This is a genomic window from Pseudomonas sp. NY15437, assembly GCF_048068435.1.
In the GTDB taxonomy this organism is placed as follows: Bacteria; Pseudomonadota; Gammaproteobacteria; order Pseudomonadales; family Pseudomonadaceae; genus Pseudomonas; species Pseudomonas nitroreducens_B.
Genome location: NZ_JBLUQC010000002.1, coordinates 587,086 through 611,621 on the forward strand (window position 1 = coordinate 587,086; position 24,536 = coordinate 611,621).

A 24,536-nucleotide genomic window follows, 5' to 3' on the forward strand; every position below is an offset into this window, starting at 1 on the left:
CGGCGGTCAGGCCACGCCATAGCTTCTGGGCAGACGCAACTCCGTCAGAGTGCCGCCATCTTCATGGTTATACAACTTCACCGTCCCACCCGCCCGGGTCACGCTGGCCTGGCTGAGGAAAAGCCCCAGGCCGAAGCCCTTGCCCTTGGTGGTGAAGAACGGCTTGCCGAGCTGCTCGGCAATGGCCAGCGGCACGCCCGGCCCCTGGTCGCGGATGCTCAGGCAGATTTCACCGGCATCCCAGTCCAGGCGGATGTCCAGATCGTCCGGGCAGGCGTCCGTCGCGTTGTTGAGCAGGTTCAGCAGCGCCTGGCTCAGGTCGGTCGGCGGAATCATCCGCGGCGCCTTGCCCTTGCCCAGCGTCTGGTAGCGATAGCTCGCCTCCGGGCGCATCAGGTGCCAGCGACGCAGCACCGATTCGACCCATTCGTTGGCGCCCTGCTCTTCCACCGCCTGGCGGCGATCCGCCTCGGCGGCCCGCACCAGGTGCTGCAGGGTGGTCTTGCAGAGCTTGACCTGCTCCTGCAGCAGGGCGAGATCTTCCTGCAACATCGGCTGGTCCGCATTGGTCTGGCGCAATTCCTTGAGCAGTACGCTCATGGTAGCCAACGGCGTGCCCAGCTCATGGGCGGCACCGGCGGCCTGGGTGGCCACCGCCAGCAATTGCTGGTCGCGCATGCCTTCCTCGCGCCGCTGCGCCTGCAACTGCTCCTGGCGGCGCAGTGCCTCGGACATGCGCGCGACGAAGAAGGTGATCAGCGCCGCGGCCAGGGCAAAGCTCAGCCACATGCCGTAGATCAGCAGGTTGTCGCGTTGCGCCGAGGCCATCTCCAGCGGGTGGAACCACACCAGCAGCACCGTGTAGCTGGCCAGCGCAAGACCGGCCAGGGCGATGGTGTAGAGCCAGGGCAAGGTCGCCGCGGCGATAGTCAGCGGCACCAGGTAATAGGAGACGAAGGGGTTGCTCGACCCGCCCGAGTAATAGAGCAGCACGCTGTGGATGACCAGGTCGCAGGCGAGCTGGACGGCGTATTCGAGTTCGGTCACCGGCCACGGGCCGCGCAGGCGCAGCGCGGTGCCCAGGCAGAGCACGAGGGAGACACCGATGGTCACGCCGAGCGCCAGCCAGGGCAGCTGGATCAGCTGGGCCTTGTAGGCGAGCCCGACCGAACCGGCCTGGGCAGCGAGCACGAGAATACGGATGAGCGTCAGATGCAGAAGGTTCTGACGACTGGCGGACAGCTGGAAAACCGGTGGGCGCATGGTGAATTCCGGAATTTGCGCGAGTATAGCCAAGAGCCCCCTCTCCCTAATGCGGCATAGCGCCACAGCATACTCCAGTGCCGCCGCCACGGTCGGAAACAATTGGTGACATGGATCATTAACCCGTACTCGAACCCTGCCTCGTCAAAGGGTCTGACAGTCTTCGCCACCGCCTCGACTAGGCTGTGGCCTCGGACATTTTCTGGAGCAAGGAGTCATCCATGTCTGTATTGAAGAAACCCTTCACCGCCATCGCCGCCGCCATTGCCCTGTGCGCCACCAGCCTGGGCGCCCTGGCAGACGAGCCGCGCTACAACCAGGTGTCGCTGCGCGCCGAGGTCAGCCAGGAAGTCGCCCACGACCTGATGCACGTGACCCTGTTCAGCGAAGGGCAGGCCGCCGACCCGGCGAAGCTGGCCGCCGAAACCACCACCACGCTCAACGCCGCCCTAGAGCGGGCGCGCAAGGTGAAGGGCGTGACCGTCAGCCTGGGCAGCCGCAACAGCTACCCGGTATATGACGACAAGGGGCAGAAGATCACCGCCTGGCGCGAGCGCGCGGAGATCCGCCTGGAAAGCACCGACTTCGCTGCCCTCTCGCAGCTCACCGCCGACCTGCTGGGGAACCTGAAGATGGGCAGCATGGACTTCAGCATCGCCGATGCCACGCGCGCCAAGAACGAGGACGCGATGATGAAAGGCGCCGTGGATGCCTTCAAGGCTCGCGCCCAGGTGCTGACCGAGGCGCTGGGCGGCAAGGGCTACAAGCTGGTCAGCCTGAACCTGAACACTTCCGGCGCACCGCGCCCGATGCCGGTGATGCGCATGGCCGCGGCCAAGTTCGCCTCCATGGACGCGGCCCCGGCACAGGAAATCGAAGCCGGCACCAGCCAGGTCACCGTCAGTGCCGACGGCACGATCGAGGTGCAGATGCCGTAACGCTCGCGGCCTCTTTCGGCGCGGCGCCTCCGGGAACCGGGGCGCCGTCGCCCGACCGCACGGTTCCCATTGTCGAAATTGCGACATTCCCTTGCACTCGCGTCACAACTTCTACACTGACCCCGGTTAGCCGCTTGCGCCCGGCATGTGCCGTGCATAGCTTCACGCAACGCAGCTCACAAGGCTGTTCCTCGATGAAAACCAGAATAACCAGAGGTCCGTATGCGTAAGAACGCCGTCATTCGCTCCATGATCGCCGCAGGGTTGATCGCCAGCGCCCCGCTCGCCCACGCCGCCAACAACCTGGTCTACTGCTCCGAAGGCAGCCCCGCGGGCTTCGACCCCGGCCAGTACACCACCGGCACCGACTTCGACGCCTCCGCCGAGACGGTCTTCAACCGCCTCACCCAGTTCGAGCGCGGCGGCACCCAGGTCATCCCGGGCCTGGCGGAAAAGTGGGACGTATCCGAAGACGGCAAGACCTACACCTTCCACCTGCGTTCCGGCGTGAAGTTCCACACCACCGAGTACTTCAAGCCGACCCGCGAATTCAACGCCGACGACGTGCTGTTCACCTTCAACCGCATGCTCGACAAGAACCATCCGTTCCGCAAGGCGTACCCCACCGAGTTCCCCTACTTCACCGACATGGGCATGGACGCGAACATCGCCAAGGTGGAAAAGGTCGACGACCACACCGTCAAGTTCACGCTCAACGAAGTCGACGCCGCGTTCATCCAGAACCTGGCCATGAGCTTCGCCTCGATCCAGTCCGCCGAATACGCCGACCAGCTGCTCAAGCAGGGCAAGGCCAGCGACATCAACCAGAAGCCCGTTGGCACCGGTCCGTTCGTGTTCAATCGCTACCAGAAGGACGCGATGATCCGCTTCAAGGCCAACCCGGACTACTGGAACAAGGGCGAGGTGAAGATCGACAACCTGATCTTCGCGATCAACACCGACGCTTCGGTACGCATGCAGAAGCTCAAGGCCAACGAGTGCCAGATCACCCTCTTCCCGCGTCCGGCCGACCTGGACGCCCTGAAGAAGGACGCGAACCTGAGCATGCCGTCGCAGCCGGGCTTCAACCTCGGCTACATCGCCTACAACGTCCTCCACAAGCCGTTCGACAAGCTCGAAGTGCGCGAGGCGCTGGATATGGCGGTGAACAAGAAGGCGATCATCGACGCCGTCTACCAGGGCGCCGGCCAGCTCGCCGTGAACGGCATGCCGCCGACCCAGTGGTCCTACGACGACAGCATCAAGGACGCCGGCTACAACCCGGAAAAAGCCAAGGAACTGCTGAAGAAGGCCGGCGTTGCCGAAGGCACCGAGATCACCCTGTGGGCCATGCCGGTGCAGCGTCCTTACAACCCCAACGCCAAGCTGATGGCCGAGATGCTGCAATCCGACTGGGCGAAGGTCGGCATCAAGGCGAAGATCGTCACCTACGAGTGGGGCGAGTACATCAAGCGCGCCAAGGGCGGCGAGCACGACGCCATGCTGATCGGCTGGAGCGGCGACAACGGTGACCCGGACAACTGGCTCGGCACCCTCTATGGCTGTGATGCCGTGGACGGCAACAACTTCTCCAAATGGTGCGACCCGGCGTACGACAAGCTGATCAAGGAGGCCAAGCGCACCCCGGATCAGGCCAAGCGCACCGAGCTGTACAAGCAGGCCCAGCACATCCTCAAGGAGCAGGTGCCGATCACCCCGATCGCCCACTCCACCGTGTACCAGCCGATGCGCAAGACGGTGCAGGACTTCAAGATCAGCCCGTTCGCGTTGAACTCGTTCTACGGCGTCAGCGTAGGCAAGTAAGGCCAAGGCCGCCGGGCTTCCCGGCGGCCCTTTCTTCCGGCAGCCGCCGTGCGCAACGCGCTCATCCGCCTGGCCCTGGCCAGCCTGCTCGGCTGCACGCCGGCATTTGGCCAATCCCTGGTGGTGTGCACCGAAGCCAGCCCGGAAGGCTTTGACATCACCCAATACACCGCCGCCACCACCGCCGACGCCTCGGCCGAGACGGTCTTCGAACGCCTGGTGCAGTTCGCCCCCGGCAGCACCCGCCTGGTGCCCGCGCTGGCGGAGAGCTGGAGCATCAGCGATGACGGCCTGCAGTACACCTTCACCCTGCGCCAGGGCGTGAAATTCCATAGCACCGACTACTTCACGCCGACCCGCGACTTCAACGCCGACGACGTGCTCTGGAGCTTCCAGCGCCAACTGGACCCGAAGCACCCATGGAACAAGCTGGCCCCGCGCGGCTTCCCCTACGCCGAGGCGATGGGCCTGCCCGGCCTGATCAGCGCGGTGGAGAAGCTCGACGAGCACCACGTGCGCTTCACCCTCCGGCATCCCGAGGCGCCCTTTCTCGCCGACCTGGCGATGGGTTTCGCCTCCATCTATTCCGCCGAGTATGGCGACCTGCTGCTGGCCGCCGAGAAGGCCGACCAGTTGAACAACCTGCCCATCGGCACCGGTCCCTTCGTCTTCCAGCGCTACCAGAAGGACGCCCAGGTGCGCTTCAGCGCCAACCCGGATTACTGGGCCGGCCCACCGAAGATCGACCGGCTGTTGCTGGCGATCACCCCCGATCCGAACGTGCGCATCCAGAAGGTCAAGGCCGGCGACTGCCAGATCGCGGTGTACCCCAAACCCACCGACGTCCCGGCGCTGCGCCAGGACGCGATGCTGAAGATCGAGGAGCTGGATTCGCTGCTGGTTGCCTACGTCGGCATCAATACCCGGCACAAGCCGCTGGACGATGTGCGCGTGCGCCAGGCCATCAACCTCGCCTTCGACCGCAACGCCTACCTGCGCGCGCAGTTCGGCGAAGGCGCCGCGACCCTGGCCGTGGCGCCCTATCCGCCGACGCTGTGGGGCTCCGACCCACAGCTCGAGGTCTGGCCGCATGACCCGGCACGGGCGAAGCAGCTGCTGGAGGAAGCCGGCATCAAGCCGGGCCTAAAACTGTCGATCTGGACCCGCCCCGGCGGCGGGCCGACCAACCCCAACCCCGGCATCGGCGCGCAGATGCTGCAGAGCGACCTGGGCCAGATCGGCATCCAGGCGGACATCCGCGTGTTCGAATGGGGCGAGCTGATCAAGCGCGCCAAGGAAGGCGAGCACGACCTGATCTTCATGGGCTGGGCGGGCGACAACGGCGACCCGGACAATTTCCTCACGCCGAACCTGTCCTGCGCTGCCGCCAGGAGCGGCGAGAACCAGGCCGGCTGGTGCAACGCCGAATTCGACGAGCTGCTGCGCCAGGCCCGCGCCATCACCGACCAGGAAACCCGCGCGGGGCTCTACCGCCAGGCGTTGGCGATCTTCCAGCGCGAGGCGCCGTGGATCGCCCTGGCCTATCCCAAGCAGTTCGCCGTGGTACGGCCCGGCGTGAGCGGCTTCACCCTCAGCCCGCTGGGGTCGAACAACTTCTCGCGGGTTGAAGTCGCTCCCTGAGCAGTTACTGTAGGAGCGAGCTTGCTCGCGAACACCCCCCGCAGTGAAGCGATTCGCGAGCAAGCTCGCTCCTACGAAGAGCCGCCAGCCTCAAGCCTCCAGGCCGAACGGATCGTCCACCGAATGGCTCGGCTGGGTGAACCAGCGCGGGCCGTCCTGCGTCATGTAGAAGTGGTCCTCCAGACGGATGCCAAATTCGCCGGGCACGCAGATCATCGGCTCGTTGCTGAAGCACATGCCGACGTCCAGCGGCGTGCTGTCGCCGCGCACCAGGTAGGGCCCTTCATGGATGTCCAGGCCGATGCCATGGCCGGTGCGGTGCGGCAAGCCGGGCAGCGCGTAGTCCGGCCCCAGGCCGCCGGCTTCCAGGCAGCGGCGCGCGGCGGCGTCCACCTGCTCGCAGGGCGCCCCCAGCACGGCGGCGTCGAACGCAGCCTGCTGCGCGGCCTTCTCCAGGTTCCACAGCTCGCGCTGGCGGGCGCTGGGCGTGCCGAACACGTAGCTGCGGGTGATGTCGGCGTTGTAGCCGAACAGTTGGCAGCCGGTATCGATCAGCACCATGTCGCCCTCGCGCAGCGGCCGCGGCTGGCGCACGCCGTGGGGGAAGGCGCTGTCCTCGCCGAACAGCACGATGCAGAAGGTCGAACCCGGTGCGCCCACCTGGCGGTGGGCGGCCTCGATGAAACGCGTCACCTCGGTGGTCGTGATGCCCTCTCGCAGGATGCTCGCGGCGGCCCGGTGCACCGCCAGGGTCATATCCTTCGCCCGCTGCAGCAGCGCCAGCTCTGCCGGCGACTTGCAGCGGCGGCACTGCTCGACCAGGGCGCCAGCATCCACCCATTGCAGCCGGCCCGCCGCCTGGCGCAGGCGCTCGAACATACCGAACGGCAGGCTGTGGCACAGCCCGACCCGCGCGCCGTCGCTCACCTCGATTTCCGCCAGCATGCCGGCCAACAGGGTGAACGGGCTTTCATGTTCGGCCCAGACGCAGATGCTGCCGGGGAGCACCTGCAGGTCGCGCACGGTGCCTTCCTCGAACGCCGGGGCGATGTAGCGCACGTCGCCCCGCGCCGGCACCAGCGCGCCCACCAGCCGCTCACTGGGGTTCCATTTCAGGCCGGTGAAATAGACCAGCGAGCTGCCGGCATCGACGAACACCGCGGAGATTTCCCGCGCCTGCATCAGCCGTTGCAAGCGGGCGATGCGCGCCTGGTATTCCTCGAGCGCAATGGGGGACGCGCCGGCCGTCATGACCTGCAGCTTCGCCAGCGCCTGTTCGGGGCTCGCGCCCCCTACTCCCAATGTCATGCGTCTCTCCCGAGGAATGAAAACAGCGAGAAATTTAAGCAGCACTGAATTTTCAGGTCAAAGGATATTCCGCCCCCTGGGGCTTTCGCCGGGATTTCCCCCTGGCGGATGGCCCGATGCTTTCACCGGGCGAGGACGCTGGTATGCTGCCGGCGTCCCACAAGAGCCTTGCCAATGTCCGCAGATCGCATCGGAGAACGCCTGCGCCGCTATCGCCGCGCAGCGAAGAAGACCCTGAACCAGGTGGCTGCCGAATCGGGCCTGACCGCCAGCTTCCTGTCCCAGGCCGAACGCAATCTCACCGGCGTTTCGCTGTCCTCCCTGGCCAGCATCGCCAAGGCGCTGGATGTGCCACTCAACGCGCTGTTCGATTCCCCGCAGCAGATCCCGCCGGATTCGCACCAGGGCGAGCGTGTGCGCTACACCATCGAAGGCCAGCCGCTGAGCTACGAGCGGCTCTCCAGCAGCTTTCCGGGCAATCAGCTGAACGCGGTGAAAGTCACCGTGCCGGTGGGCTATGAGTCCGAGTTGATTACCCATGACGGCTCGGAGTTCGCCTACGTCCTCAGCGGACGAATCGCCTACGTGATCGACGGTCATACCTATCCCCTGGCCCCCGGCGACTCGATACATTTCGACTCCGGCAAGCGCCACTGCCTGCGCAACACCGGCGAGGAAGTCGCCGAGATGCTGACGGTGACCACCCTGCCGCTGTTCGGCGAACAGCCCGCTGGCTGACGCGCCGGCAGCAAAAATTCAGTCTCACTGAATTTTAAGTTGCACTTAAATTCGACGTATTTTAACTTCGGCGACGAAAGTGGCCGGGCACACCGCTCGGCCATCTGCGGACGGCGCCCACCCTTGCCGTTCGCCCGAGCCGGTCCTGTTCTCTCTCTGGATCGCCGGTCCCTCAGAAGAACAACAATGAGGTCAGGCAATGCCCATCACGCGACGTAATTCCCTGCACGCCATCGCCCTGGGCGCTTTGCTGCTCGCCGGCTCCACGGCCCAGGCAGCCTCCAGCCTGGTGTACTGCTCCGAAGGCAGCCCGGCGGGCTTCGACCCCGGCCAATACACCACCGGCACCGATTACGACGCGACGTCCGAGACCCTGTTCAATCGCCTGGTGCAGTTCCAGCGCGGCGGCACCGAGGCCCAGCCGGCCCTGGCGCAGAGCTGGGAAACCTCCGCGGACGGCAAGACCTGGACCTTCCACCTGCGCCCCGGCGTGAAGTTCCACACCACCGAGTACTTCAAGCCGACCCGCGAATTCAATGCCGACGACGTGTTGTTCACCTTCAACCGCATGCTCGACAAGGAGCAGCCGTTCCGCAAGGCGTACCCCACCGAGTTCCCCTACTTCACCGACATGGGCCTGGACCGCAACATCGCCAAGGTGAGCAAGGTCGACGAGCACACGGTGACGTTCACCCTGAACGAGGTCGACGCCGCCTTCGTGCAGAACCTGGCGATGAACTTCGCGGTGATCCAGTCCGCCGAGTACGCCGACCAGTTGCTCCAGCAGGGCAAGCCCGGCGACATCAACCAGAAGCCCATCGGCACCGGCCCCTTCGTCTTCAGCCGCTACCAGAAGGACGCGATGATCCGCTTCAAGGGCAACAAGGATTACTGGAAGCCCGAGGACGTGAAGGTCGACAACCTGGTCTTCGCCATCAACACCGATGCCTCGGTGCGCATGCAGAAGCTCAAGGCCGGCGAATGCCAGATCACCCTGAACCCGCGCCCGGCGGACCTCGAAGCGCTGAAGCAGGACCCGAACCTGAACATGCCCTCGCAGCCGGGCTTCAACCTCGGCTACCTGGCCTACAACGTCACCCACCCGCCGCTCGACAACACCGACGTGCGCCGCGCCCTGGACATGGCGCTGAACAAGCAGGCGATCATCGACGCCATCTACCAGGGCGCCGGCCAATTGGCAGTGAATGCCATGCCGCCGACCCAGTGGTCCTACGACACCTCCATCAAGGGCCAGGCGTACGCCCCGGAACAGGCCAGGGCGCTGCTGAAGAAGGCCGGCGTCGCCGAGGGCACCCAGATCACCCTGTGGGCCATGCCGGTGCAGCGCCCCTACAACCCCAACGCCAAGCTGATGGCCGAGATGATCCAGGCCGACTGGGCCAAGGTGGGCATCCGGGCGAAGATCGTCACCTACGAATGGGGCGAGTACATCAAGCGCGCCCACGCCGGCGAGCACGACGCCATGCTGTTCGGATGGACCGGCGACAACGGCGACCCGGACAACTGGCTGGGCACGCTCTACGGCTGCGACTCGGTGAACGGCAACAACGTTTCCAAGTGGTGCAACGCCGATTACGACAAGCTGGTGCGCCAGGCCAAGGCCACCACCGACCACGACCAGCGCGTCGCGCTCTACCAGAAGGCGCAGCAGTTGCTCGCGCAACAACTGCCCATCAGCCCCATCGCCCACTCCACCGTCTACCAGCCCATGCGCAAGTCGGTGCAGGGGTTCCTGATCAGCCCCTTCGGGCGCAACTCCTTCTATGGCGTGGCCAACCAGCCCTGATCCCCGATGAGTCACTGGCGGCACTGACCGCCTGAACGCCAGCCCGGCGAAGACCGGGCGGCCCCCCGCCATCCCCTCTGCCTGCCGGCTCCCCCATCTGCGCGATGGGCGGAGGGGATGCGTTCGTTGCTAGGAAACTCAACAACAACATGGAGCACCTCATGCAACACCACGCAATCACCCGATCCCTTCTGGCGCTCGCCATCTGCGGCGGCAGCCTGGGCCACGCCTGGGCCGACGACAGCAGCGCCCAGGCTGGCGCGAAGGGCTTCGTCGAAGACCAGAAGCTGACCTTCTATACCCGCAACTTCGCCTCCCGCGAGCAGATGAAGGACGGCTCCCACTTCTACATTAAGAAGGGTCCTGATAACGTCAAAGTACCCACCCACAGCCGCTACACCCTGGTGCAGGGCAGCCGCCTGGACTACAACTCCGGCTACACCCAGGGCACCATCGGCGTGGGCATCGACGCGGCGGCCTTCCAGGCCATCAACCTGGAGCAGGGCCACGGCCGCATCGCGGGCGGCGGCAACCGCACCCTGGCGGACAGCGACGGCGACGCCGAGAGCGAATGGTCGAAGATCGGCCTGGGCGCGCTGAAACTGCGCGCCTCCAACACCGTGCTGAAAATCGGCCGCCAGCAGCCGGATACGCCAGTCTTCACGCCCAACGACAACCGCGCCCTGCCCTCCTCCTTCGACGGCATCAGCCTGAAGAGCGACGAGCTCACCGGCCTGTCGCTGCAAGCCGGCAGCTTCACCCGCGCCAGCCCGCGCACCGGCTCCGGCAGCGAAAAGCTGACCACCGAATACGGCACCCGCGAAGTCACCGGCGATCGCTTCAGCTACCTGGGCGGCAGCTACGCCGTGACCGATGCGCTGAAGGTGACCGCCTACGGCGGCAATTTCGAGGACATCTGGAACCAGTACTTCCTCGGCGCCTCCCACGACCTGGGCGACCCGTCGACCCTGGCGCTGAACACCAGCCTCAACTACTACGCCACCCGCGACACCGGCGCGCGCAAGGCGGGCTACATCGACAACGACGCCTACAGCCTGGCCTTCACACTGACCCACGGCGCCCACGCCGTGCTGCTGGGCTGGCAACAGATCCGTGGCGACGAATACTTCGACTACGTGCACGAGACCGCCGCCATCAACCTGGCGAACTCGCTGCTCTCGGACTACAACGGCCCCAACGAAAAGTCCCTGCAGCTGCGCTACACCACCGACTGGGCCGGCCTGGGCGTGCCCGGCCTGACCAGCATGGTCTGGTACGCCAAGGGCTGGGGCATCGACGGCACCCACTACGACGGCGACCGCAACGGCGCCTACGGCAACTACGCCGATGTGCGCGACCTGGACGGCGCCAAGCACCACGAACTGGGGCTGAGCACCGGCTATACCCTGCAGGACGGGCCGCTCAAGAGCAGCAACTTCCGACTCACCTACATGAAGCACCTGGCCAGCCAGAATCAGATTGACGGCAGCGTCAACGAGATCCGCCTGGTCAGCAGCTTCCCGTTCAACCTGCTGTAAGGAGAACCGGCATGCCCATCTCGCGTTTGATTCCGCTTCTGCTGGCGCTCGGCAGCGGCACCGCCCTGGCGCAGAACCTGGTGGTCTGCACCGAAGCGAGCCCTGAAGGGTTCGATGTGGTCCAGTACACCGGCGCCGTGACCAACGACGCCACCTCGGAAACCGTCTTCAACCGCCTGGTGGGCTTCCGCCCCGGCACCACCGAACTGGTGCCGTCGCTGGCGCAGCGCTGGGAGGTCAGCCCCGACGGGCTGACCTATACCTTCCACCTGCGTCCCAATGTGAAATTCCACAGCACGGACTACTTCAAACCCACCCGCACCTTCAACGCCGACGATGTGCTCTGGACCTTCCAGCGCCCGCTGGACCCGAAGCATCCCTGGCACGAGTCGGCCAACCGCGGCTATGCCTACTTCGACGCCATGGGCATGCGTGAGCTGATCAAGTCGGTGGAGAAGGTCGACGACCTCACCGTGCGCTTCACCCTGACGCACCCTGAAGCGCCGTTCCTCGCCGACATGGCCATGGGCTTCGCCTCGATCTACTCCGCCGAATACGGCGACCAGCTGCTGGCCGCCGGCAAGCAGGGCCAGCTCAACAACCTGCCGATCGGCACCGGGCCGTTCGTCTTCGCGCGCTACGCCAAGGATTCCCAGGTGCGTTACCGCGCCAACCCGGATTACTTCGGCGACAAGCCAGCGATCGACAATCTGGTGTTCGCCATCACCCTCGATCCCAACGTGCGCATGCAGAAAATCCGCCGCAACGAGTGCCAGATCGCCCTCTATCCCAAGCCGTCGGACGTCCCCGCCCTGCAGCAGGACAAGAACCTGGCGGTGGACAGCATCGACGCGCTGATGACCACCTACGTGGCCATCAACACCCGGCACAAGCCGCTGGACGACGTGCGCGTGCGCCAGGCGATCAACCTCGCCATCGACAAGAAGGCCCTGCTCGATTCGGTGTTCGGCGCCAACGCCGCCAGCCCGGCGATCAATCCGTACCCCTCGACGCTGCTGGGCTTCAACAAGGACCTCACGGACTGGCCGCACGACCCCGAGCGCGCCAAGGCGCTGCTCAAGGACGCCGGCGCGCAGAAGCTCAAGCTGACGATCTTCATCCGCAATGGCAGCTCCCCGACCATCCCCAACCCGGCGCTGGCGGCACAGATGATGCAAGCGGACCTGGCCAAGGTCGGCATCGACCTGCAGATCCGCTCCCTGGAATGGGGCGAGCTGCTCAAGCGCTCCAAGGCCGGCGAGCATGACCTGTCGCTGCTGGGCTGGGCCGGCGACAACGGCGACCCGGACAACTTCGTCAGCCCGAACCTGAGCTGCGATGCCGCCAAGGGCGGCGAGAACCAGGCGTTCTGGTGCGACAAGGACTTCGAAGCGCTGATCCAGGAAGCCCGCCGTACGAATGAGCCTACAAAACGGGCGGAACTTTATAGAAAGGCGACATCCATATTCCACGAACAATCCCCGTGGATTCCCCTGGCGCATCCTAAGCTGTTCAATGTGCGCCGCAGCAATGTCTCGGGTTACACCATCAACCCGATGACCAATAACAACTTCGCCGACGTTCGCATCCAGTAACCGGCGAAGTAATAAGAAACCGGCGCCCGTCGATCCGACGGGTAGCCGCTCGGTGAGGAGCCCCCAACCACCATGCTCAGTTTCATCGCACGCCGATTCGGGCTGCTGATCCCGACCTTCTTCGGCGTCACCCTGCTCACTTTCGCGCTGATCCGCCTGATTCCCGGCGACCCGGTGGAAGTGATGATGGGTGAACGCCGCGTCGATCCGCAGATGCATGCCGAGGCCATGCACCGACTGGGGCTCGACAAGCCTCTGTACCAGCAGTACCTCGACTACGTCGGCAACCTCGCCCAGGGCAACCTCGGCGAGTCGCTGACCACCCGCGACAGCGTCTGGCACGAGTTCCTCACCCTGTTCCCCGCCACCCTCGAACTGTCCCTCGCCGCCCTGCTGTTCGCCGGCGTCTTCGGGCTGCTCGCCGGGGTGATCGCCGCCCTGAAGCGAGGCTCGCTGTTCGACCACGGGGTGATGACCATCTCCCTGGCCGGCTACTCGATGCCGATCTTCTGGTGGGGCCTGATCCTCATCATGCTGTTTTCCGTGTCCCTGGGCTGGACGCCGGTCTCCGGGCGCCTGGACCTGCTCTACGACATCGAGCCGAAAACCGGCTTCATGCTCATCGACACCCTGCTCTCGGACGAACAAGGCGCCTTCATGGACGCCGTGCGCCACCTGATCCTGCCGGCCATCGTGCTGGGCACCATCCCGCTGGCGGTGATCGCCCGAATGACCCGCTCCTCGATGCTCGAAGTGCTGCGCGAAGACTACGTGCGCACCGCCCGTGCCAAGGGCCTGTCGCCGGCCCGCGTGGTGTTCGTCCACGCCCTGCGCAACGCGATGATCCCGGTGCTCACCGTGTTCGGCCTGCAGGTCGGCACGCTGCTCGCCGGCGCGGTACTGACCGAGACCATCTTCTCCTGGCCCGGCATCGGCAAATGGCTGATCGACGCCATCGGCCGCCGCGACTACCCCGTGGTGCAGAACGGCATCCTGCTGGTGGCGACCCTGGTGATCCTGGTGAATTTCGTCGTGGACATCCTCTACGGCCTCGCCAACCCCCGCATCCGCCACCAGCGCTAACCGGAGCCGACGCCATGAATACCGACGCAAAAGCTCCCGCCAGCGACCCGAGCCTGGTCTACCCGTCCCCGCTGAAAGAGTTCTGGCACGCCTTCTCGCGCAACAAGGGCGCAGTGGGCGGCCTGCTGTTCATGCTGGTCATCGTGTTCTGCGCGCTGTTCGCGCCCTGGGTCGCGCCCCATGATCCGAGCGAACAGTTCCGCGACTTCCTGCTGACTCCGCCGCTGTGGCTGGAGGGTGGCAGTTCGCAGTTCCTGCTGGGCACCGACGAGCTGGGCCGCGACCTGCTCTCGCGCCTGATGCACGGGGCGCGGCTGTCGCTGATGATCGGCCTGACCTCGGTGCTGATTTCGATGATCCCCGGCATCTTCCTCGGCCTGCTCGCCGGCTTCTCGCCGACCCGCCTGGGCCCGGTGATCATGCGCCTGATGGACATCATGCTGGCGCTGCCCTCGCTGCTGCTGGCGGTGGCCATCGTCGCCATCCTCGGCCCGGGCCTGATCAACACCGTGATCGCCATCGCCATCGTCTCGCTGCCGGCCTACGTGCGCCTGACCCGCGCCGCGGTGATGGGCGAGCTGAACCGCGACTACGTCACCGCCTCGCGCCTCGCCGGCGCCGGCACCCTGCGCCTGATGTTCGTCACCGTGCTGCCCAACTGCATGGCGCCGCTGATCGTGCAGGCCACCCTGAGCTTCTCCTCGGCCATCCTCGACGCCGCCGCCCTGGGCTTCCTCGGCCTCGGCGTGCAGCCGCCGACGCCCGAGTGGGGCACCATGCTGGCCTCCGCGCGCGACTACATCGAACGCGCCTGGTGGGTCGTCTCGCTGCCCGGCCTGACCATCCTGCTCAGCGTGCTGGCGATCAACCTGATGGGCGACGGCCTGCGCGATGCGCTGGACCCGAAGCTGAAGAACGCGGCGTGAGGAAGACACACATGATGACTTTCGCACGTGCTGCAGGAGCGAGCTTGCTCGCCAACCTGCAATCCCCCGCGTTCCCCGTTCGCGAGCAAGGACCAAGGCGTCCCCCTCGCTCCTGCAAGAACAAGAACCTGACGGAGACCGCCGTATGAGCCTCCTCGACCTGCGCAATCTTTCGGTGCGCTTCGGCGACCGCAACGCCGTCCCGGTGGTGGACGGCCTCGACCTCTCGGTGGACAAGGGCGAAGTCCTGGCCATCGTCGGCGAATCCGGCTCCGGCAAGTCGGTGACCATGATGGCCCTGATGGGCCTGATCGACGCCCCCGGCATCATCACCGCCGACGCCATGCAGTTCGACGGCACCGACATGCTGCGTCTCAAGGGCCGCGACCGGCGGCGCATCGTCGGCAAGGACATCGCCATGGTCTTCCAGGACCCGATGACCGCCCTCAACCCCAGCTACACCGTCGGCTACCAGATCGAGGAAGTGCTCAAGTTGCACCTCGGCCTGCGCGGCAAGGCCCTGCGCCAGCGCGCGCTGGAATTGCTCGAACGGGTGGAAATCCCCGGCGCCGCCCAGCGCCTGGACGCCTACCCGCACCAGCTCTCCGGCGGCATGAGCCAGCGCGTCGCCATCGCCATGGCGATCGCCGGCGAGCCCAAGCTGCTGATCGCCGACGAACCCACCACCGCGTTGGACGTGACCATCCAGGCGCAGATCATGGAGCTGCTGCTGAACCTGCAGCGCGACCAGGGCATGGCGCTGATCCTCATCACCCACGACCTCGCCGTGGTTGCCGAGACTGCCCAGCGGGTCTGCGTGATGTATGCCGGGCAAGCCGTGGAAATCGGCCAGGTGCCGGCATTGTTCGACTTGCCGACCCACCCCTATACCGAGGCGCTGCTCAAGGCGATCCCCGAACACAGCGCCGGCGAGGAACGCCTGGCCACCCTGCCCGGCATCGTTCCGGGCAAGTACGACCGCCCCCAGGGCTGCCTGCTGTCGCCACGCTGCCCCTACGTGCAGGACAACTGCCGCGCCGTGCGGCCAACCCTGGACGCCCATGAGCGCGGCGCGGTGCGCTGCTTCTACCCGCTCAACCTGAACACCGAGGTGGCCCGATGAACGCCGTTCTGACCGCCCGCGACCTGACCCGTCACTACGAAATCTCCCAGGGCCTGTTCAAGCCGCACGCTCTGGTCCGCGCGCTCAACGGCGTGTCCTTCGAATTGCAGGCCGGCAAGACCCTGGCCGTCGTCGGTGAATCCGGCTGCGGCAAGTCCACCCTCGCCCGTGCGCTGACGCTGATCGAGGAGCCCACCTCCGGCTCCCTGCAGATCGCCGGGCACGAAGTCAAAGGCGCCGACCACGACACCCGCAAGCAGCTGCGCCGCGACGTGCAGATGGTCTTCCAGAACCCCTATGCCTCGCTCAACCCGCGGCAGAAGATCGGTGACCAACTGGCCGAACCGCTGCTGATCAACACCGACCTGTCGCGCGCCGAGCGCCGCGAGCGTGTGCAGGCGATGATGAAGCAGGTCGGCCTGCGTCCCGAGCATTACCAGCGCTACCCGCACATGTTCTCCGGCGGCCAGCGCCAGCGCATCGCCCTGGCCCGCGCCATGATGTTGCGACCCAAGGTGCTGGTGGCGGACGAGCCGACCTCGGCGCTGGACGTGTCGATCCAGGCCCAGGTGCTCAACCTGTTCATGGACCTGCAGCAGGAGTTCGGCACGGCCTACGTGTTCATCTCGCACAACCTCGCCGTGGTCCGCCACGTCGCCGACGACGTGCTGGTGATGTACCTCGGCCGCCCGGCGGAGATGGGCCCGGCGGACAAGCTCTACGAACGCCCGCTGCACCCCTACACCCAGGCGTTGCTGTCGGCGACCCCGGCCATCCACCCCGATCCGGACAAGCCCAAGATCAAGATCCAGGGCGAACTCCCCAACCCGCTCAACCCGCCCAGCGGCTGCGCCTTCCACAAGCGCTGCCCCTATGCGACCGAGCGCTGCAGGAGCGAGGTGCCGGCACTGCGCCTGCTCGACGAACGCCAGGTGGCCTGCCACCACGCGGAGCAGTTCCTGAACTGATGCGAAACGGGCCGGTCATAGGCCGGCCCTCTTTCGGATACAGCTGCGTCCTACAACGTAGCCGGAACAGGCCTATCGCCTGATCCCCCGTTTCCCGACAGGGTGGCGTCCCGCCACTGCCTGCGCGCCGTGGCCGTTATCCACAGGGCCACGGTCTTCCATGCTGCTGTTCTTCCTCCTGCTCATCCTCGTCGCCGCCATCATCGCCAACATCCAGCTGCACCGGTGGAAACGCCAGCGGCGGATGGACGTGCGTGCCGCGGTGACGTCATCGAGAAGACCCGCGCGGCGGAAGAAGACGGCGGAGCCGGCGGACCTCGACGAGATCGACTGGGACGGTCTCGACCTGGACGAAGCGGACGTCGGCGCGCCCGCACCGGCACCGCTACCGCTCCCTGAACAGCCTCGCGCCAGGACACCCGCCGCGCCGCCTGCGGCCAAGCCGAAAGCCGAGCGGAAGGCCGAGCCGACCGACGAATTCTTCCCGCTGGAGCGGGCCTTGCCGCCAGGCCAGCTGTCCGCCGCCCAGCGCGACGCCGCCATGGCGCACCTGCTCAAGGCCCGCCTGTACCTCCCCGCCCCGGAACCGGGCGAGACGCACGTCGTGCTGGACATGGACGACGGCAGCTACGTGCCCGTCGCCACCCATCCGGCAGCAGCGACCATCGCCCTCGGGCACCTCGCCGACAACCTGCAACAGCGCCAGGGCGCGCAATTGCTGCGCGAACTGCGCGGCAAGGAACTGGGCCTGCTGGTGGTCGCCCGCAACCCGCAGAAACCCTCGGTGGCGCGCCTGTGGAAGATCCAGCCGGAAGACCTTTGATCCCACGCATGCAACCTCGTACCGTCACGTCCGGCTCTTGCTGGAGCGACAGCCTTCTTCTGGGACTCCATGCCTGGGATTTCCCTCTCCCTAACCCTGGCTGCGCGCCCAGCTCCGAAGGGAGAGGGGACCGTCTGGTGCAGGTTGAGGCCGAAGTGTCAGCCGGCACGGACAGCTCCCTCTCCCTTCAGGGAGAGGGCGGGGGGAGAGGGCACGCCCCGGCACGACAGATCAGGTAGGACTCTGTCCGCGATGTGCAACAGGCCCGCTCAGCGCTGCCGGCCATCAATCGCGGACGAAGTCCGCTCCTACAACGGACAAGGCGGAGCAGCCCTGTAGGAGCGGGCCATGCCCGCGATCGCGCGCAAAGCGCGCTGCTACACGTCGCGTATCAGCGCCAGGCGCACGCCAAAGCCCAGCAGAATTCCGCCGAAGCCCCACTGCTGCATGCGCTGCATCGCCCGATGCCGCGCCAGCCAGCGGCCCATGCGCTCGCCACTGACCGCGTAGCAGCTGTCGAAGCCCAGCCCGACCACCACCAGCAGGCCGCCCAGCAACGCGAACTGCAGCGCCAGCGGGCCGTTCTGCGGATGAATGAACTGCGGCAGCAGCACCGAGCAGAACAACAGCGCCTTCGGGTTGAGCAGATTGGTCAGCAGCCCACGACGGAACGCACGCCCGTAGCTGACCGTGGAAACCGGCGCCTCGCCCGTGGCCACCGGCAACCCCGCCGGCGCCCGCAGCAGGTGCAGGCCAATCCACGCCAGGTAGAGCCCGCCGCCAATGCGCACCACATCGAAGGTCCACGGCGCGCTGCGGAACAGCAACGCCAGCCCGGTCGCCGCCAGCACGACGTGGCAACCCCGCGCGACACCCAGCCCCAGGGCCGTGGCTAACGCCGCACGCGAGCCGTCGCGGGCACCGGTGTGCAGCAGGAGAATCATGTCCGGCCCCGGCAGCAGGTAGACCATCGCCAGGGCCAGCAGGAACACACCCATATCCACAAGCACTACTCCACAGCAGTCATTGCGGATAGGGATTCTATGCCTGAAGGCCGAGGCAGGTGCTTGCGTATTCGACCAGCGATCAGCACTGAACTGGCATATCCTGCCAAAAAGATCACCGCAGAGTCTTCACTCATGCCAATTACGAAACTCGACGCCTACGACCACCGCATCCTCGCCGCCCTGCAACGCGATGGCCGCCTGACCAACGTACAGCTCGCCGAGGAGATCGGCCTGTCGCCCTCCCCCTGCCTGCGTCGCGTGCGCCTGCTGGAAGAGGCCGGGATGATCCGCGGCTACCACGCCGAACTGGGCCGCGACGAAGTCGGCCTGGGGCTGACCGTGTTCGTCGGGGTGAAGGTGGAGCGCCACAGCGACACCAGTGCCGCCGCCTTCCGCCAGGCAGTGATCGACCTGCCGGAAGTCATCTCGGTGCACCTGGTCAGCGGCGAGTCGGATTTCCTCCTACAAGTCGTATTGCCCGACCTGCGTGCCTACGAGCAGTTCCTCACCGGTACCCTGCTCAAGCTGCCGGGCGTCAGCGATATCCGCAGCAACTTCGCGATCCAGACGGTGAAGGAGTCGGCTCCGCTGCCGTTGCGCCACCTGCCGAAATAGCAGGATTGCGCGCGGGCCACCGTGCGCCTATCATTCGCCACCTTCCCATCCACCGACAGCAAAGGAGAGACATCATGCAAGCACTGATCACCCTTTGCAGGTCGCGTCTGGCGTAATCGCTTCCCCGCCGCCCTCTGGCGGCATCGCATTGCCCGGCTCCGGCCTGCCCCCATCCTCTTTTTTCGTTTCATTCCTCCTGGGATTGGACAATGGGCAATTGCATCCAAAATCTGTCCGACGGCATCACCCTGATCGCCGCGGACGACACCTGGATCGAAGGTAAAGCGATCCAGCAACTTGAAACCACCGCCCGCCTGCCGGGCATGCAGCGTGTCGCCGGCATGCCGGACCTGCACCCCGGCCGGGGCTACCCGATCGGCGCGGCGTTCTTCTCCACCGGTCGCCTGTATCCGGCGCTGGTGGGCAACGACATCGGCTGCGGCATGGCGCTGTGGCGCACCGATATCGCCACCGCCAAGCTGAACCTGGACAAGCTGGAAAAGCGCCTGGGCAACCTCGACGGCCCGCTGGACGACGACTGGAGCGAGCGCATCGCCCGCTTCGGCCTGCCGCCCTGCGGCCACGAGCATTCGCTGGGCACCATCGGCGGCGGCAACCACTTCGCCGAGCTGCAGCAACTCGATCAGCTCTACGACGAAGCCGCCGTGGCAGCCCTCGGCCTCGACCGCCGTCACCTGCTCCTGCTGGTGCACAGCGGCTCGCGCGGCCTGGGCGAAGCCATCCTGCGCGAGCAGGTCGATCGCTTCAGCCACCAGGGCCTGGCACAAGGCACCGACGACTGCGCGCACTACCTGGCCCGCCACGATGGCGCGCTGCGTTTCGCCGAAGCCAACCGCCAGCTGATCGCCCTGCGCATGCTCGAGCGCCTGCGAGCGGACGGTGCGCAGGTGCTGGACGTGAACCACAACCTGGTCAGCCCGGCCCAGGTCGACGGCGTCGACGGCTGGCTGCACCGCAAGGGCGCGACGCCGGCGGACCGCGGGGTGATGGTCATCCCCGGCTCGCGCGGCGACTTCAGCTACCTGGTGGAACCGGTCGCCGATCCGCGCAGCCTCTTCTCCCTCGCCCATGGCGCGGGGCGCAAGTGGATGCGCAGCGAGTGCAAGGACCGTCTCTCGGCGCGCTACCGCGTCGAGCAGCTGGCGCGCACTGCGCTGGGCAGCCGGGTGATCTGCGGTGATCGCGGGCTGATCTACGAGGAGGCGCCGGAAGCTTACAAGGCCATCGACTCGGTGGTCGGCGCGCTGCGTGAAGCGGGGCTGCTGCGGGTACTGGCGCGACTGAAGCCGGTGCTGACCTACAAGACCCGCGGGGAGTGCTGCTGATGATCCTGCTGCAACTATCCGCGGCCCAGGGGCCGGACGAATGTGCGCTGGCCGTGGCCAAGGCCCTGCAGCGTCTGCTGCGTGAAGCCGAGGCCAGCGGCACCGAGGCGCGCGTGATCGAGGAGGAAGCCGGCCCGCGCCGGGGCACGCTGCTCTCGGTGCTGTTGACGCTGGAGGGCGACTCGGCGGCAAGGCTGGCCGAGGGCTGGAGCGGCACCCTGCAATGGGTCTGCGCCAGCCCTTACCGGCCCAACCATGGGCGCAAGAACTGGTACTTCGGCGGCGCACGATTCAGCGCGCCGCCGGCCAGCCTCGAAGGTGAAGTGCGCTTCGAAACCCTGCGCTCCTCCGGCCCCGGCGGGCAACACGTCAACACCACCGACTCGGCGGTGCGCGCCACTCACCTCGCCAGCGGGCTGAGCGTGAAGGTCCAGAGCGAACGCAGCCAGCACGCCAACAAGCGCCTGGCGCTGCTGCTGATCGCCCGCAAGCTGGAGGAACGCGCGGAGCAGGCGAGCAGCGAATTGCGCGCCGAACGCCGACTGGCCCATCACCACCTGGAACGCGGCAATCCGCGCCGGGTGTTTCGCGGTGAACGCTTCGAGGGTTGAGATCAGCCTGAGAAAAACCGCAGGAACGCGCGCAGGTCCGCCTGCGCCTGTTCCACGCTTGCCAAGGCGAATTGCACGTCGCTGTGCGCCGGGCATTGCGCCAGGCGGCCGATGTCCAGCGGGTGCAGCACGCCCAGCAGCGGGTAGCCGCCCATGCTCTGGCGGTCGGCCAGCAGGACAATCGGCTGGCCATCCGGCGGCACCTGGATGGCGCCCTCCACTATCCCCAACGACCATTGCCGGCGCGGGGCGCTCAGCGCTTCGCCGCGCAGTCGCATGCCCATGCGGTCGGATTGCGGGCTGACCTGCCAGCGCTGCGCAAAGAAGGCCCGCCGCTGTTCCTCGCTGAAAGCATCCGGGCCGGGCAGTACGCGCAGGGTCGGGGTCTCGCGGTAGTCCGGCCGATACGGCCAGGGCACGCTGGCGCCACGCGCGCAGCGCTGGCCGTCGGCTACGCATTCCAGCCGATCGTTGACGGCTAGAGGCAGCCCATTGCCGCCAGGACCACCGAGCTTTTCCCGCGTCTGGGTCGCGACGCTACCCAATACCGAATTCGCCCGGAAGCCGCCCGCCGCGGCCAGATAGGCCCGTTGCCCGGCACGGGCGAAGCCCAGCTTCAAGCGCTGGCCGACCCGCACGGGAAAACGCGACCAGCTCGGCAATGCCTCGCCATCCAGGGTCGCCGGCAGCTCGGCGCCGGTCAGCGCCAGCCAGGTGTCCACCTGCGCTTGCAGCTCCAGCCCGCCCAGCGCGATTTCCAGCAGCGGCAAGCCCTGCGCGTTGTTCAGCAGGCGATTGGCCCAGGCCGCCGCGTGTTTATCCACCGGGCCACCGGGCGAGACGCCCAGGTGCTGCCAGCCCAGGCGGCCGCCATCCTGCAACAGGCACAAGGGCCCGCAGGCGATGACCTTCAGGCTCATGGCTGGCCCCCGGCCGCACGATAAGTCACCTCATCGATGGGTACGAAGCGCACGCGGTCGCCCACCGCCAGCGGGCACGGCGGCTGCCGATGGGGATCGAACAGGCGTTGCGCAGTGCGGCCGAGCAGATGCCAGCCCCCGGGCGAGGCCTGTGGATAAACCGCCGTCTGCCGCTCGGCAATCGCCACGCTGCCGGCGGGCACTTGCGTGCGCGGCGTGGCCCGGCGCGGCAGGGCGAGGCGTTCGTGCAGTTCGCCGAGGTAGGCGAAGCCAGGGGAGAAACCGATGGCGCCGACGCAATAGTCGCGGCCGGTGTGCAGGTCGATCACCTGGGCAGACGTCAGCCCGCAGTGCCGGGCGACCTCGATGAGGTCTTCGCCGGCGTACCACACGGCGATTTCATGCAGGCGCCCGGCCTCGTTCGCCGGGTAATCGCCGGGCCAATCCTGCAGCGCAGCCTGCACGCGTTTATGCAACTGCGGCAGGTCGATGCGCATCAGGTCGTAATGCAGCAACAGCGTGGTCCAGCCGGGGACGCAATCGGTCAGCGCTTCCCCCAGCTCGACGCGCAGGCGCTCGGCCAACTGGGCGATGCGCAACGGCAGGGCGTCGTCGGGTTGCTCCGCGAGCGTGATCAGCAGCGCCGTGGCGCCGAAGGGTTCGACACGGATCATGCCTGGTCCAGCAGGCCACGCAGGCGCCGCAGCACCGCCAGGGATTCGGGGTTGTCGCCATGCACGCAGAGGCTGTCGGCGCGCAGGCGCAGGGGGTTGCCGTCGATATCCGGGAAGGCTTCGCCACGGGCGATGGCCAGGGCCTGGTCGAGGATGCGCTGGGGATCGTGGTGCACGGCGTTGGGCAGGCGTCGCGGGGCGAGCTGGCCGTCGGGCAGGTAGGCGCGGTCGGCGAAGGCCTCGAACATCAGCGGCACGTCGGCGACGTCGGCCAGCTGCAGTTCGCGGGTGTTGTCGGCCAGCGCCAGCACCATCAGCGGCAGGCGCTTGCGGTAGGCGGCGCAGGCGTCGAGCACCGCGGCGAGCAGCGCGTCATCGCGCACCAGGTCGTTGTACAGCGCGCCGTGGGGCTTGACGTAGGCTACCTGGGTACCGGCGGCGCGGCAGAAGGCGTCCAGCGCGCCGATCTGGTAAAGCACCAGTGCATGCACCTCTTCCGACGAGCAGCTCATGTGCCGACGACCGAAGCCGGCGAGGTCCGGGTAGGCCGGGTGCGCGCCGATGCTGACGCCCTGCTCCACCGCCAGGCGCACGGTGCGCTGCATGGTCAGCGGGTCGCCCGCGTGGTAGCCGCAGGCGAGGTTGGCCTGATCGATCAGGGGCATGGCGTGGGTGTCGTCGCCCATGCGCCAGGCGCCGAAGCTTTCGCCCATATCGCAGTTGAGCAGGATTCGCGCGGTGGGCTCGGTCATCTATTTCGCCGTCCTTTCCAGATTTCCTACAGGTTAAGGCAGCAACAGGCCTTTGGCCTTTGGAGAATACTCAGTCCCGCCCAGGAGGAGTACCATTGCGCCATTAGACCCGTGGAAATATCCCTCCGAATGATCAAAGCTGCCATCCTGGCCGCCTTCGGCCTGAGCATCGTTTACGTCCACCTGCGTGGGCGGGTGCGCCACAAGTTCACGCGCCAGTTGAGCGACCACTCCAGCTTCCTGGCGCCGATCAACTGCATCATGTACCTGTTCTCCAAGGTGCCGAGCCGCCCGTACCTGGCGACCGACGAGTTCCCCGAGATGCGTCTGCTCAGCGACAACTGGGAGACGATCCGCAGCGAAGCCCTGCACCTGCGCGACGCCGGCAGCATCAAGCGCTCCGAGCAGCTCAACGACGTGGGGTTCAATTCGTTCTTCAAGACCGGCTGGAAGCGCTTCTATCTGAAATGGTACGACGACAGCCACCCGTCCGCCGACGCCCTGTGCCCCAGGACGACCGAGCTGCTGCGGCAGATTCCGTCGGTGAAGGCGGCGATGTTCGCCGAGCTGCCGCCGGGCTCGCGCCTGGTGCGCCACCGCGACCCCTACGCCGGCTCGCTGCGCTACCACCTGGGCCTGCTGACGCCGAACGATCCGGGCTGCTTCATCGAGGTGGACGGCGAGCGCTACCACTGGCGCGACGGCGAGGCGGTGGTGTTCGACGAGACCTACATCCACTACGCCGAGAACACCACGGCGCATGACCGGGTGATCCTCTTCTGCGACATCGAGCGGCCGCTGAAGTACCGCTGGGCGACGGCGTTCAACCGCTGGTTCAGCCGCAACGTGATGGCCGCGGCGGCTTCGCCCAACGACGACGGCGACAAGACTGGCGGCATCAACCGCGCCTTCGCCTCGCTGTACAAGATCCGCCTGCAGGGCAAGGCCCTGAAGAAGCGCAACCGTACCCTGTATTACCTGCAGAAGTGGGGCTTCTTCGCGGCGGTACTGGCGCTGTTCCTGTGGATCTGAGCTA

General features: G+C 66.6%; 22 protein-coding genes. 16 read left to right on the forward strand and 6 right to left on the reverse strand.

Translation table 11 applies throughout. The features are described from left to right. Positions 1 to 6: 6 nt before the first annotated feature. On the reverse strand, positions 7 to 1,263 hold the full coding sequence (locus ACNFIA_RS06790; protein WP_259759339.1) for an ATP-binding protein: 1,257 nt from the start codon (positions 1,261 to 1,263) through the stop codon (positions 7 to 9). A gap of 221 nt (positions 1,264 to 1,484) precedes the next feature. Between ACNFIA_RS06790 and ACNFIA_RS06795 the strand changes: the two genes are divergently transcribed. From ACNFIA_RS06795 to ACNFIA_RS06805, 3 genes are all read left to right on the forward strand, one after another. After that, positions 1,485 to 2,201: an SIMPL domain-containing protein gene (locus ACNFIA_RS06795; protein WP_259759338.1), complete on the forward strand. Its 717-nt coding sequence runs from the start codon at positions 1,485 to 1,487 to the stop codon at positions 2,199 to 2,201. Positions 2,202 to 2,423: 222 nt separating this feature from the next. Beyond that, entirely contained in the window at positions 2,424 to 4,025 is a 1,602-nt protein-coding gene (locus ACNFIA_RS06800) for an ABC transporter substrate-binding protein (RefSeq protein WP_259759337.1), read from the forward strand. A gap of 48 nt (positions 4,026 to 4,073) precedes the next feature. Further along, positions 4,074 to 5,666: an ABC transporter substrate-binding protein gene (locus tag ACNFIA_RS06805; protein ID WP_416783567.1), complete on the forward strand. Its 1,593-nt coding sequence runs from the start codon at positions 4,074 to 4,076 to the stop codon at positions 5,664 to 5,666. 90 nt (positions 5,667 to 5,756) lie between these two features. On the opposite strand, the gene ACNFIA_RS06810 is transcribed toward ACNFIA_RS06805, so the two are convergent. Further along, a complete protein-coding gene (locus ACNFIA_RS06810; protein ID WP_416783569.1) occupies positions 5,757 to 6,974 on the reverse strand; it encodes a M24 family metallopeptidase in 1,218 nt (405 codons plus the stop codon). A gap of 174 nt (positions 6,975 to 7,148) precedes the next feature. Here ACNFIA_RS06810 and ACNFIA_RS06815 point away from each other — a divergent pair, with 174 nt between their 5' ends. The 9 genes from ACNFIA_RS06815 (at position 7,149) to ACNFIA_RS06855 (ending at position 17,575) form a co-directional block, all read left to right on the forward strand. Continuing rightward, a complete protein-coding gene (locus ACNFIA_RS06815; RefSeq protein ID WP_259759335.1) occupies positions 7,149 to 7,712 on the forward strand; it encodes a helix-turn-helix domain-containing protein in 564 nt (187 codons plus the stop codon). A 199-nt stretch (positions 7,713 to 7,911) separates the two neighbouring features. Further along, on the forward strand, positions 7,912 to 9,519 hold the full coding sequence (locus ACNFIA_RS06820; protein ID WP_416783571.1) for an ABC transporter substrate-binding protein: 1,608 nt from the start codon (positions 7,912 to 7,914) through the stop codon (positions 9,517 to 9,519). Positions 9,520 to 9,680: 161 nt separating this feature from the next. Continuing rightward, on the forward strand, positions 9,681 to 11,057 hold the full coding sequence (locus ACNFIA_RS06825) for an OprD family porin (protein WP_416783573.1): 1,377 nt from the start codon (positions 9,681 to 9,683) through the stop codon (positions 11,055 to 11,057). 11 nt (positions 11,058 to 11,068) lie between these two features. Then, the gene (locus ACNFIA_RS06830) at positions 11,069 to 12,652 is read left to right on the forward strand and encodes an ABC transporter substrate-binding protein (RefSeq protein WP_259759332.1); all 1,584 of its coding nucleotides are present in this window, start codon (positions 11,069 to 11,071) and stop codon (positions 12,650 to 12,652) included. Between the two features lie 72 nt (positions 12,653 to 12,724). Continuing rightward, positions 12,725 to 13,735: an ABC transporter permease subunit gene (locus ACNFIA_RS06835; RefSeq protein WP_259759331.1), complete on the forward strand. Its 1,011-nt coding sequence runs from the start codon at positions 12,725 to 12,727 to the stop codon at positions 13,733 to 13,735. Positions 13,736 to 13,749: 14 nt separating this feature from the next. Then, positions 13,750 to 14,661, forward strand: a complete 912-nt coding sequence (locus tag ACNFIA_RS06840) for an ABC transporter permease subunit (protein WP_416783576.1) — start codon at positions 13,750 to 13,752, stop codon at positions 14,659 to 14,661. Positions 14,662 to 14,806: 145 nt separating this feature from the next. Then, complete coding sequence (locus ACNFIA_RS06845) at positions 14,807 to 15,784, forward strand: ABC transporter ATP-binding protein (protein WP_416783578.1); 978 nt, start codon at positions 14,807 to 14,809, stop codon at positions 15,782 to 15,784. Continuing rightward, complete coding sequence (locus tag ACNFIA_RS06850; protein ID WP_259759328.1) at positions 15,781 to 16,752, forward strand: peptide ABC transporter ATP-binding protein; 972 nt, start codon at positions 15,781 to 15,783, stop codon at positions 16,750 to 16,752. Before ACNFIA_RS06845 ends, ACNFIA_RS06850 begins: the two co-directional genes overlap by 4 nt. Before the next feature lie 160 nt (positions 16,753 to 16,912). Continuing rightward, a complete protein-coding gene (locus ACNFIA_RS06855) occupies positions 16,913 to 17,575 on the forward strand; it encodes a hypothetical protein (protein WP_416783580.1) in 663 nt (220 codons plus the stop codon). 377 nt (positions 17,576 to 17,952) lie between these two features. Here ACNFIA_RS06855 and ACNFIA_RS06860 read toward each other — a convergent pair whose 3' ends face one another. Next, entirely contained in the window at positions 17,953 to 18,579 is a 627-nt protein-coding gene (locus ACNFIA_RS06860) for a LysE family translocator (protein WP_416783582.1), read from the reverse strand. Positions 18,580 to 18,714: 135 nt separating this feature from the next. On the opposite strand from ACNFIA_RS06860, the gene ACNFIA_RS06865 reads away from it, so the two are divergent. From ACNFIA_RS06865 to prfH, 3 genes are all read left to right on the forward strand, one after another. Further along, positions 18,715 to 19,197, forward strand: a complete 483-nt coding sequence (locus ACNFIA_RS06865; RefSeq protein WP_416783584.1) for an Lrp/AsnC family transcriptional regulator — start codon at positions 18,715 to 18,717, stop codon at positions 19,195 to 19,197. Between the two features lie 209 nt (positions 19,198 to 19,406). Continuing rightward, positions 19,407 to 20,543 (forward strand): RNA ligase RtcB family protein, encoded by a 1,137-nt coding sequence (locus tag ACNFIA_RS06870; RefSeq protein ID WP_416783586.1) that lies wholly within the window; start codon positions 19,407 to 19,409, stop codon positions 20,541 to 20,543. After that, positions 20,543 to 21,154, forward strand: coding sequence for a peptide chain release factor H (gene prfH, locus ACNFIA_RS06875; protein ID WP_416783587.1), 612 nt, complete (start codon positions 20,543 to 20,545; stop codon positions 21,152 to 21,154). Before ACNFIA_RS06870 ends, prfH begins: the two co-directional genes overlap by 1 nt. Before the next feature lie 2 nt (positions 21,155 to 21,156). On the opposite strand, the gene ACNFIA_RS06880 is transcribed toward prfH, so the two are convergent. The 3 genes from ACNFIA_RS06880 to ACNFIA_RS06890 are packed head-to-tail and all read right to left on the reverse strand — an operon-like array spanning position 21,157 to position 23,500. After that, a complete protein-coding gene (locus tag ACNFIA_RS06880; protein ID WP_416783589.1) occupies positions 21,157 to 22,074 on the reverse strand; it encodes a biotin-dependent carboxyltransferase family protein in 918 nt (305 codons plus the stop codon). Continuing rightward, positions 22,071 to 22,748, reverse strand: a complete 678-nt coding sequence (gene pxpB, locus ACNFIA_RS06885; RefSeq protein ID WP_416783591.1) for a 5-oxoprolinase subunit PxpB — start codon at positions 22,746 to 22,748, stop codon at positions 22,071 to 22,073. The genes ACNFIA_RS06880 and pxpB overlap by 4 nt, the downstream gene beginning before the upstream one ends. Then, entirely contained in the window at positions 22,745 to 23,500 is a 756-nt protein-coding gene (locus ACNFIA_RS06890; protein WP_416783593.1) for a 5-oxoprolinase subunit PxpA, read from the reverse strand. Before ACNFIA_RS06890 ends, pxpB begins: the two co-directional genes overlap by 4 nt. Positions 23,501 to 23,632: 132 nt before the next feature. Here ACNFIA_RS06890 and lpxO point away from each other — a divergent pair, with 132 nt between their 5' ends. Then, complete coding sequence (gene lpxO / locus ACNFIA_RS06895; RefSeq protein WP_416783747.1) at positions 23,633 to 24,532, forward strand: lipid A hydroxylase LpxO; 900 nt, start codon at positions 23,633 to 23,635, stop codon at positions 24,530 to 24,532. Positions 24,533 to 24,536: the final 4 nt, after the last annotated feature.

Excerpts from the sequence above, each read along its gene's own strand:
- ACNFIA_RS06790 (WP_259759339.1), bottom strand. The coding sequence starts at position 1,263 with ATGCGCCCACCGGTTTTCCAGCTGTCCGCCAGTCGTCAGAACCTTCTG.
- ACNFIA_RS06795 (WP_259759338.1), top strand. The coding sequence starts at position 1,485 with ATGTCTGTATTGAAGAAACCCTTCACCGCCATCGCCGCCGCCATTGCC.
- ACNFIA_RS06800 (WP_259759337.1), top strand. The coding sequence starts at position 2,424 with ATGCGTAAGAACGCCGTCATTCGCTCCATGATCGCCGCAGGGTTGATC.
- ACNFIA_RS06810 (WP_416783569.1), bottom strand. The coding sequence starts at position 6,974 with ATGACATTGGGAGTAGGGGGCGCGAGCCCCGAACAGGCGCTGGCGAAG.
- ACNFIA_RS06815 (WP_259759335.1), top strand. The coding sequence starts at position 7,149 with ATGTCCGCAGATCGCATCGGAGAACGCCTGCGCCGCTATCGCCGCGCA.
- ACNFIA_RS06820 (WP_416783571.1), top strand. The coding sequence starts at position 7,912 with ATGCCCATCACGCGACGTAATTCCCTGCACGCCATCGCCCTGGGCGCT.
- ACNFIA_RS06825 (WP_416783573.1), top strand. The coding sequence starts at position 9,681 with ATGCAACACCACGCAATCACCCGATCCCTTCTGGCGCTCGCCATCTGC.
- ACNFIA_RS06830 (WP_259759332.1), top strand. The coding sequence starts at position 11,069 with ATGCCCATCTCGCGTTTGATTCCGCTTCTGCTGGCGCTCGGCAGCGGC.
- ACNFIA_RS06835 (WP_259759331.1), top strand. The coding sequence starts at position 12,725 with ATGCTCAGTTTCATCGCACGCCGATTCGGGCTGCTGATCCCGACCTTC.
- ACNFIA_RS06840 (WP_416783576.1), top strand. The coding sequence starts at position 13,750 with ATGAATACCGACGCAAAAGCTCCCGCCAGCGACCCGAGCCTGGTCTAC.
- ACNFIA_RS06845 (WP_416783578.1), top strand. The coding sequence starts at position 14,807 with ATGAGCCTCCTCGACCTGCGCAATCTTTCGGTGCGCTTCGGCGACCGC.
- ACNFIA_RS06850 (WP_259759328.1), top strand. The coding sequence starts at position 15,781 with ATGAACGCCGTTCTGACCGCCCGCGACCTGACCCGTCACTACGAAATC.
- ACNFIA_RS06855 (WP_416783580.1), top strand. The coding sequence starts at position 16,913 with ATGCTGCTGTTCTTCCTCCTGCTCATCCTCGTCGCCGCCATCATCGCC.
- ACNFIA_RS06865 (WP_416783584.1), top strand. The coding sequence starts at position 18,715 with ATGCCAATTACGAAACTCGACGCCTACGACCACCGCATCCTCGCCGCC.
- ACNFIA_RS06870 (WP_416783586.1), top strand. The coding sequence starts at position 19,407 with ATGGGCAATTGCATCCAAAATCTGTCCGACGGCATCACCCTGATCGCC.
- prfH (WP_416783587.1), top strand. The coding sequence starts at position 20,543 with ATGATCCTGCTGCAACTATCCGCGGCCCAGGGGCCGGACGAATGTGCG.
- ACNFIA_RS06880 (WP_416783589.1), bottom strand. The coding sequence starts at position 22,074 with ATGAGCCTGAAGGTCATCGCCTGCGGGCCCTTGTGCCTGTTGCAGGAT.
- pxpB (WP_416783591.1), bottom strand. The coding sequence starts at position 22,748 with ATGATCCGTGTCGAACCCTTCGGCGCCACGGCGCTGCTGATCACGCTC.
- ACNFIA_RS06890 (WP_416783593.1), bottom strand. The coding sequence starts at position 23,500 with ATGACCGAGCCCACCGCGCGAATCCTGCTCAACTGCGATATGGGCGAA.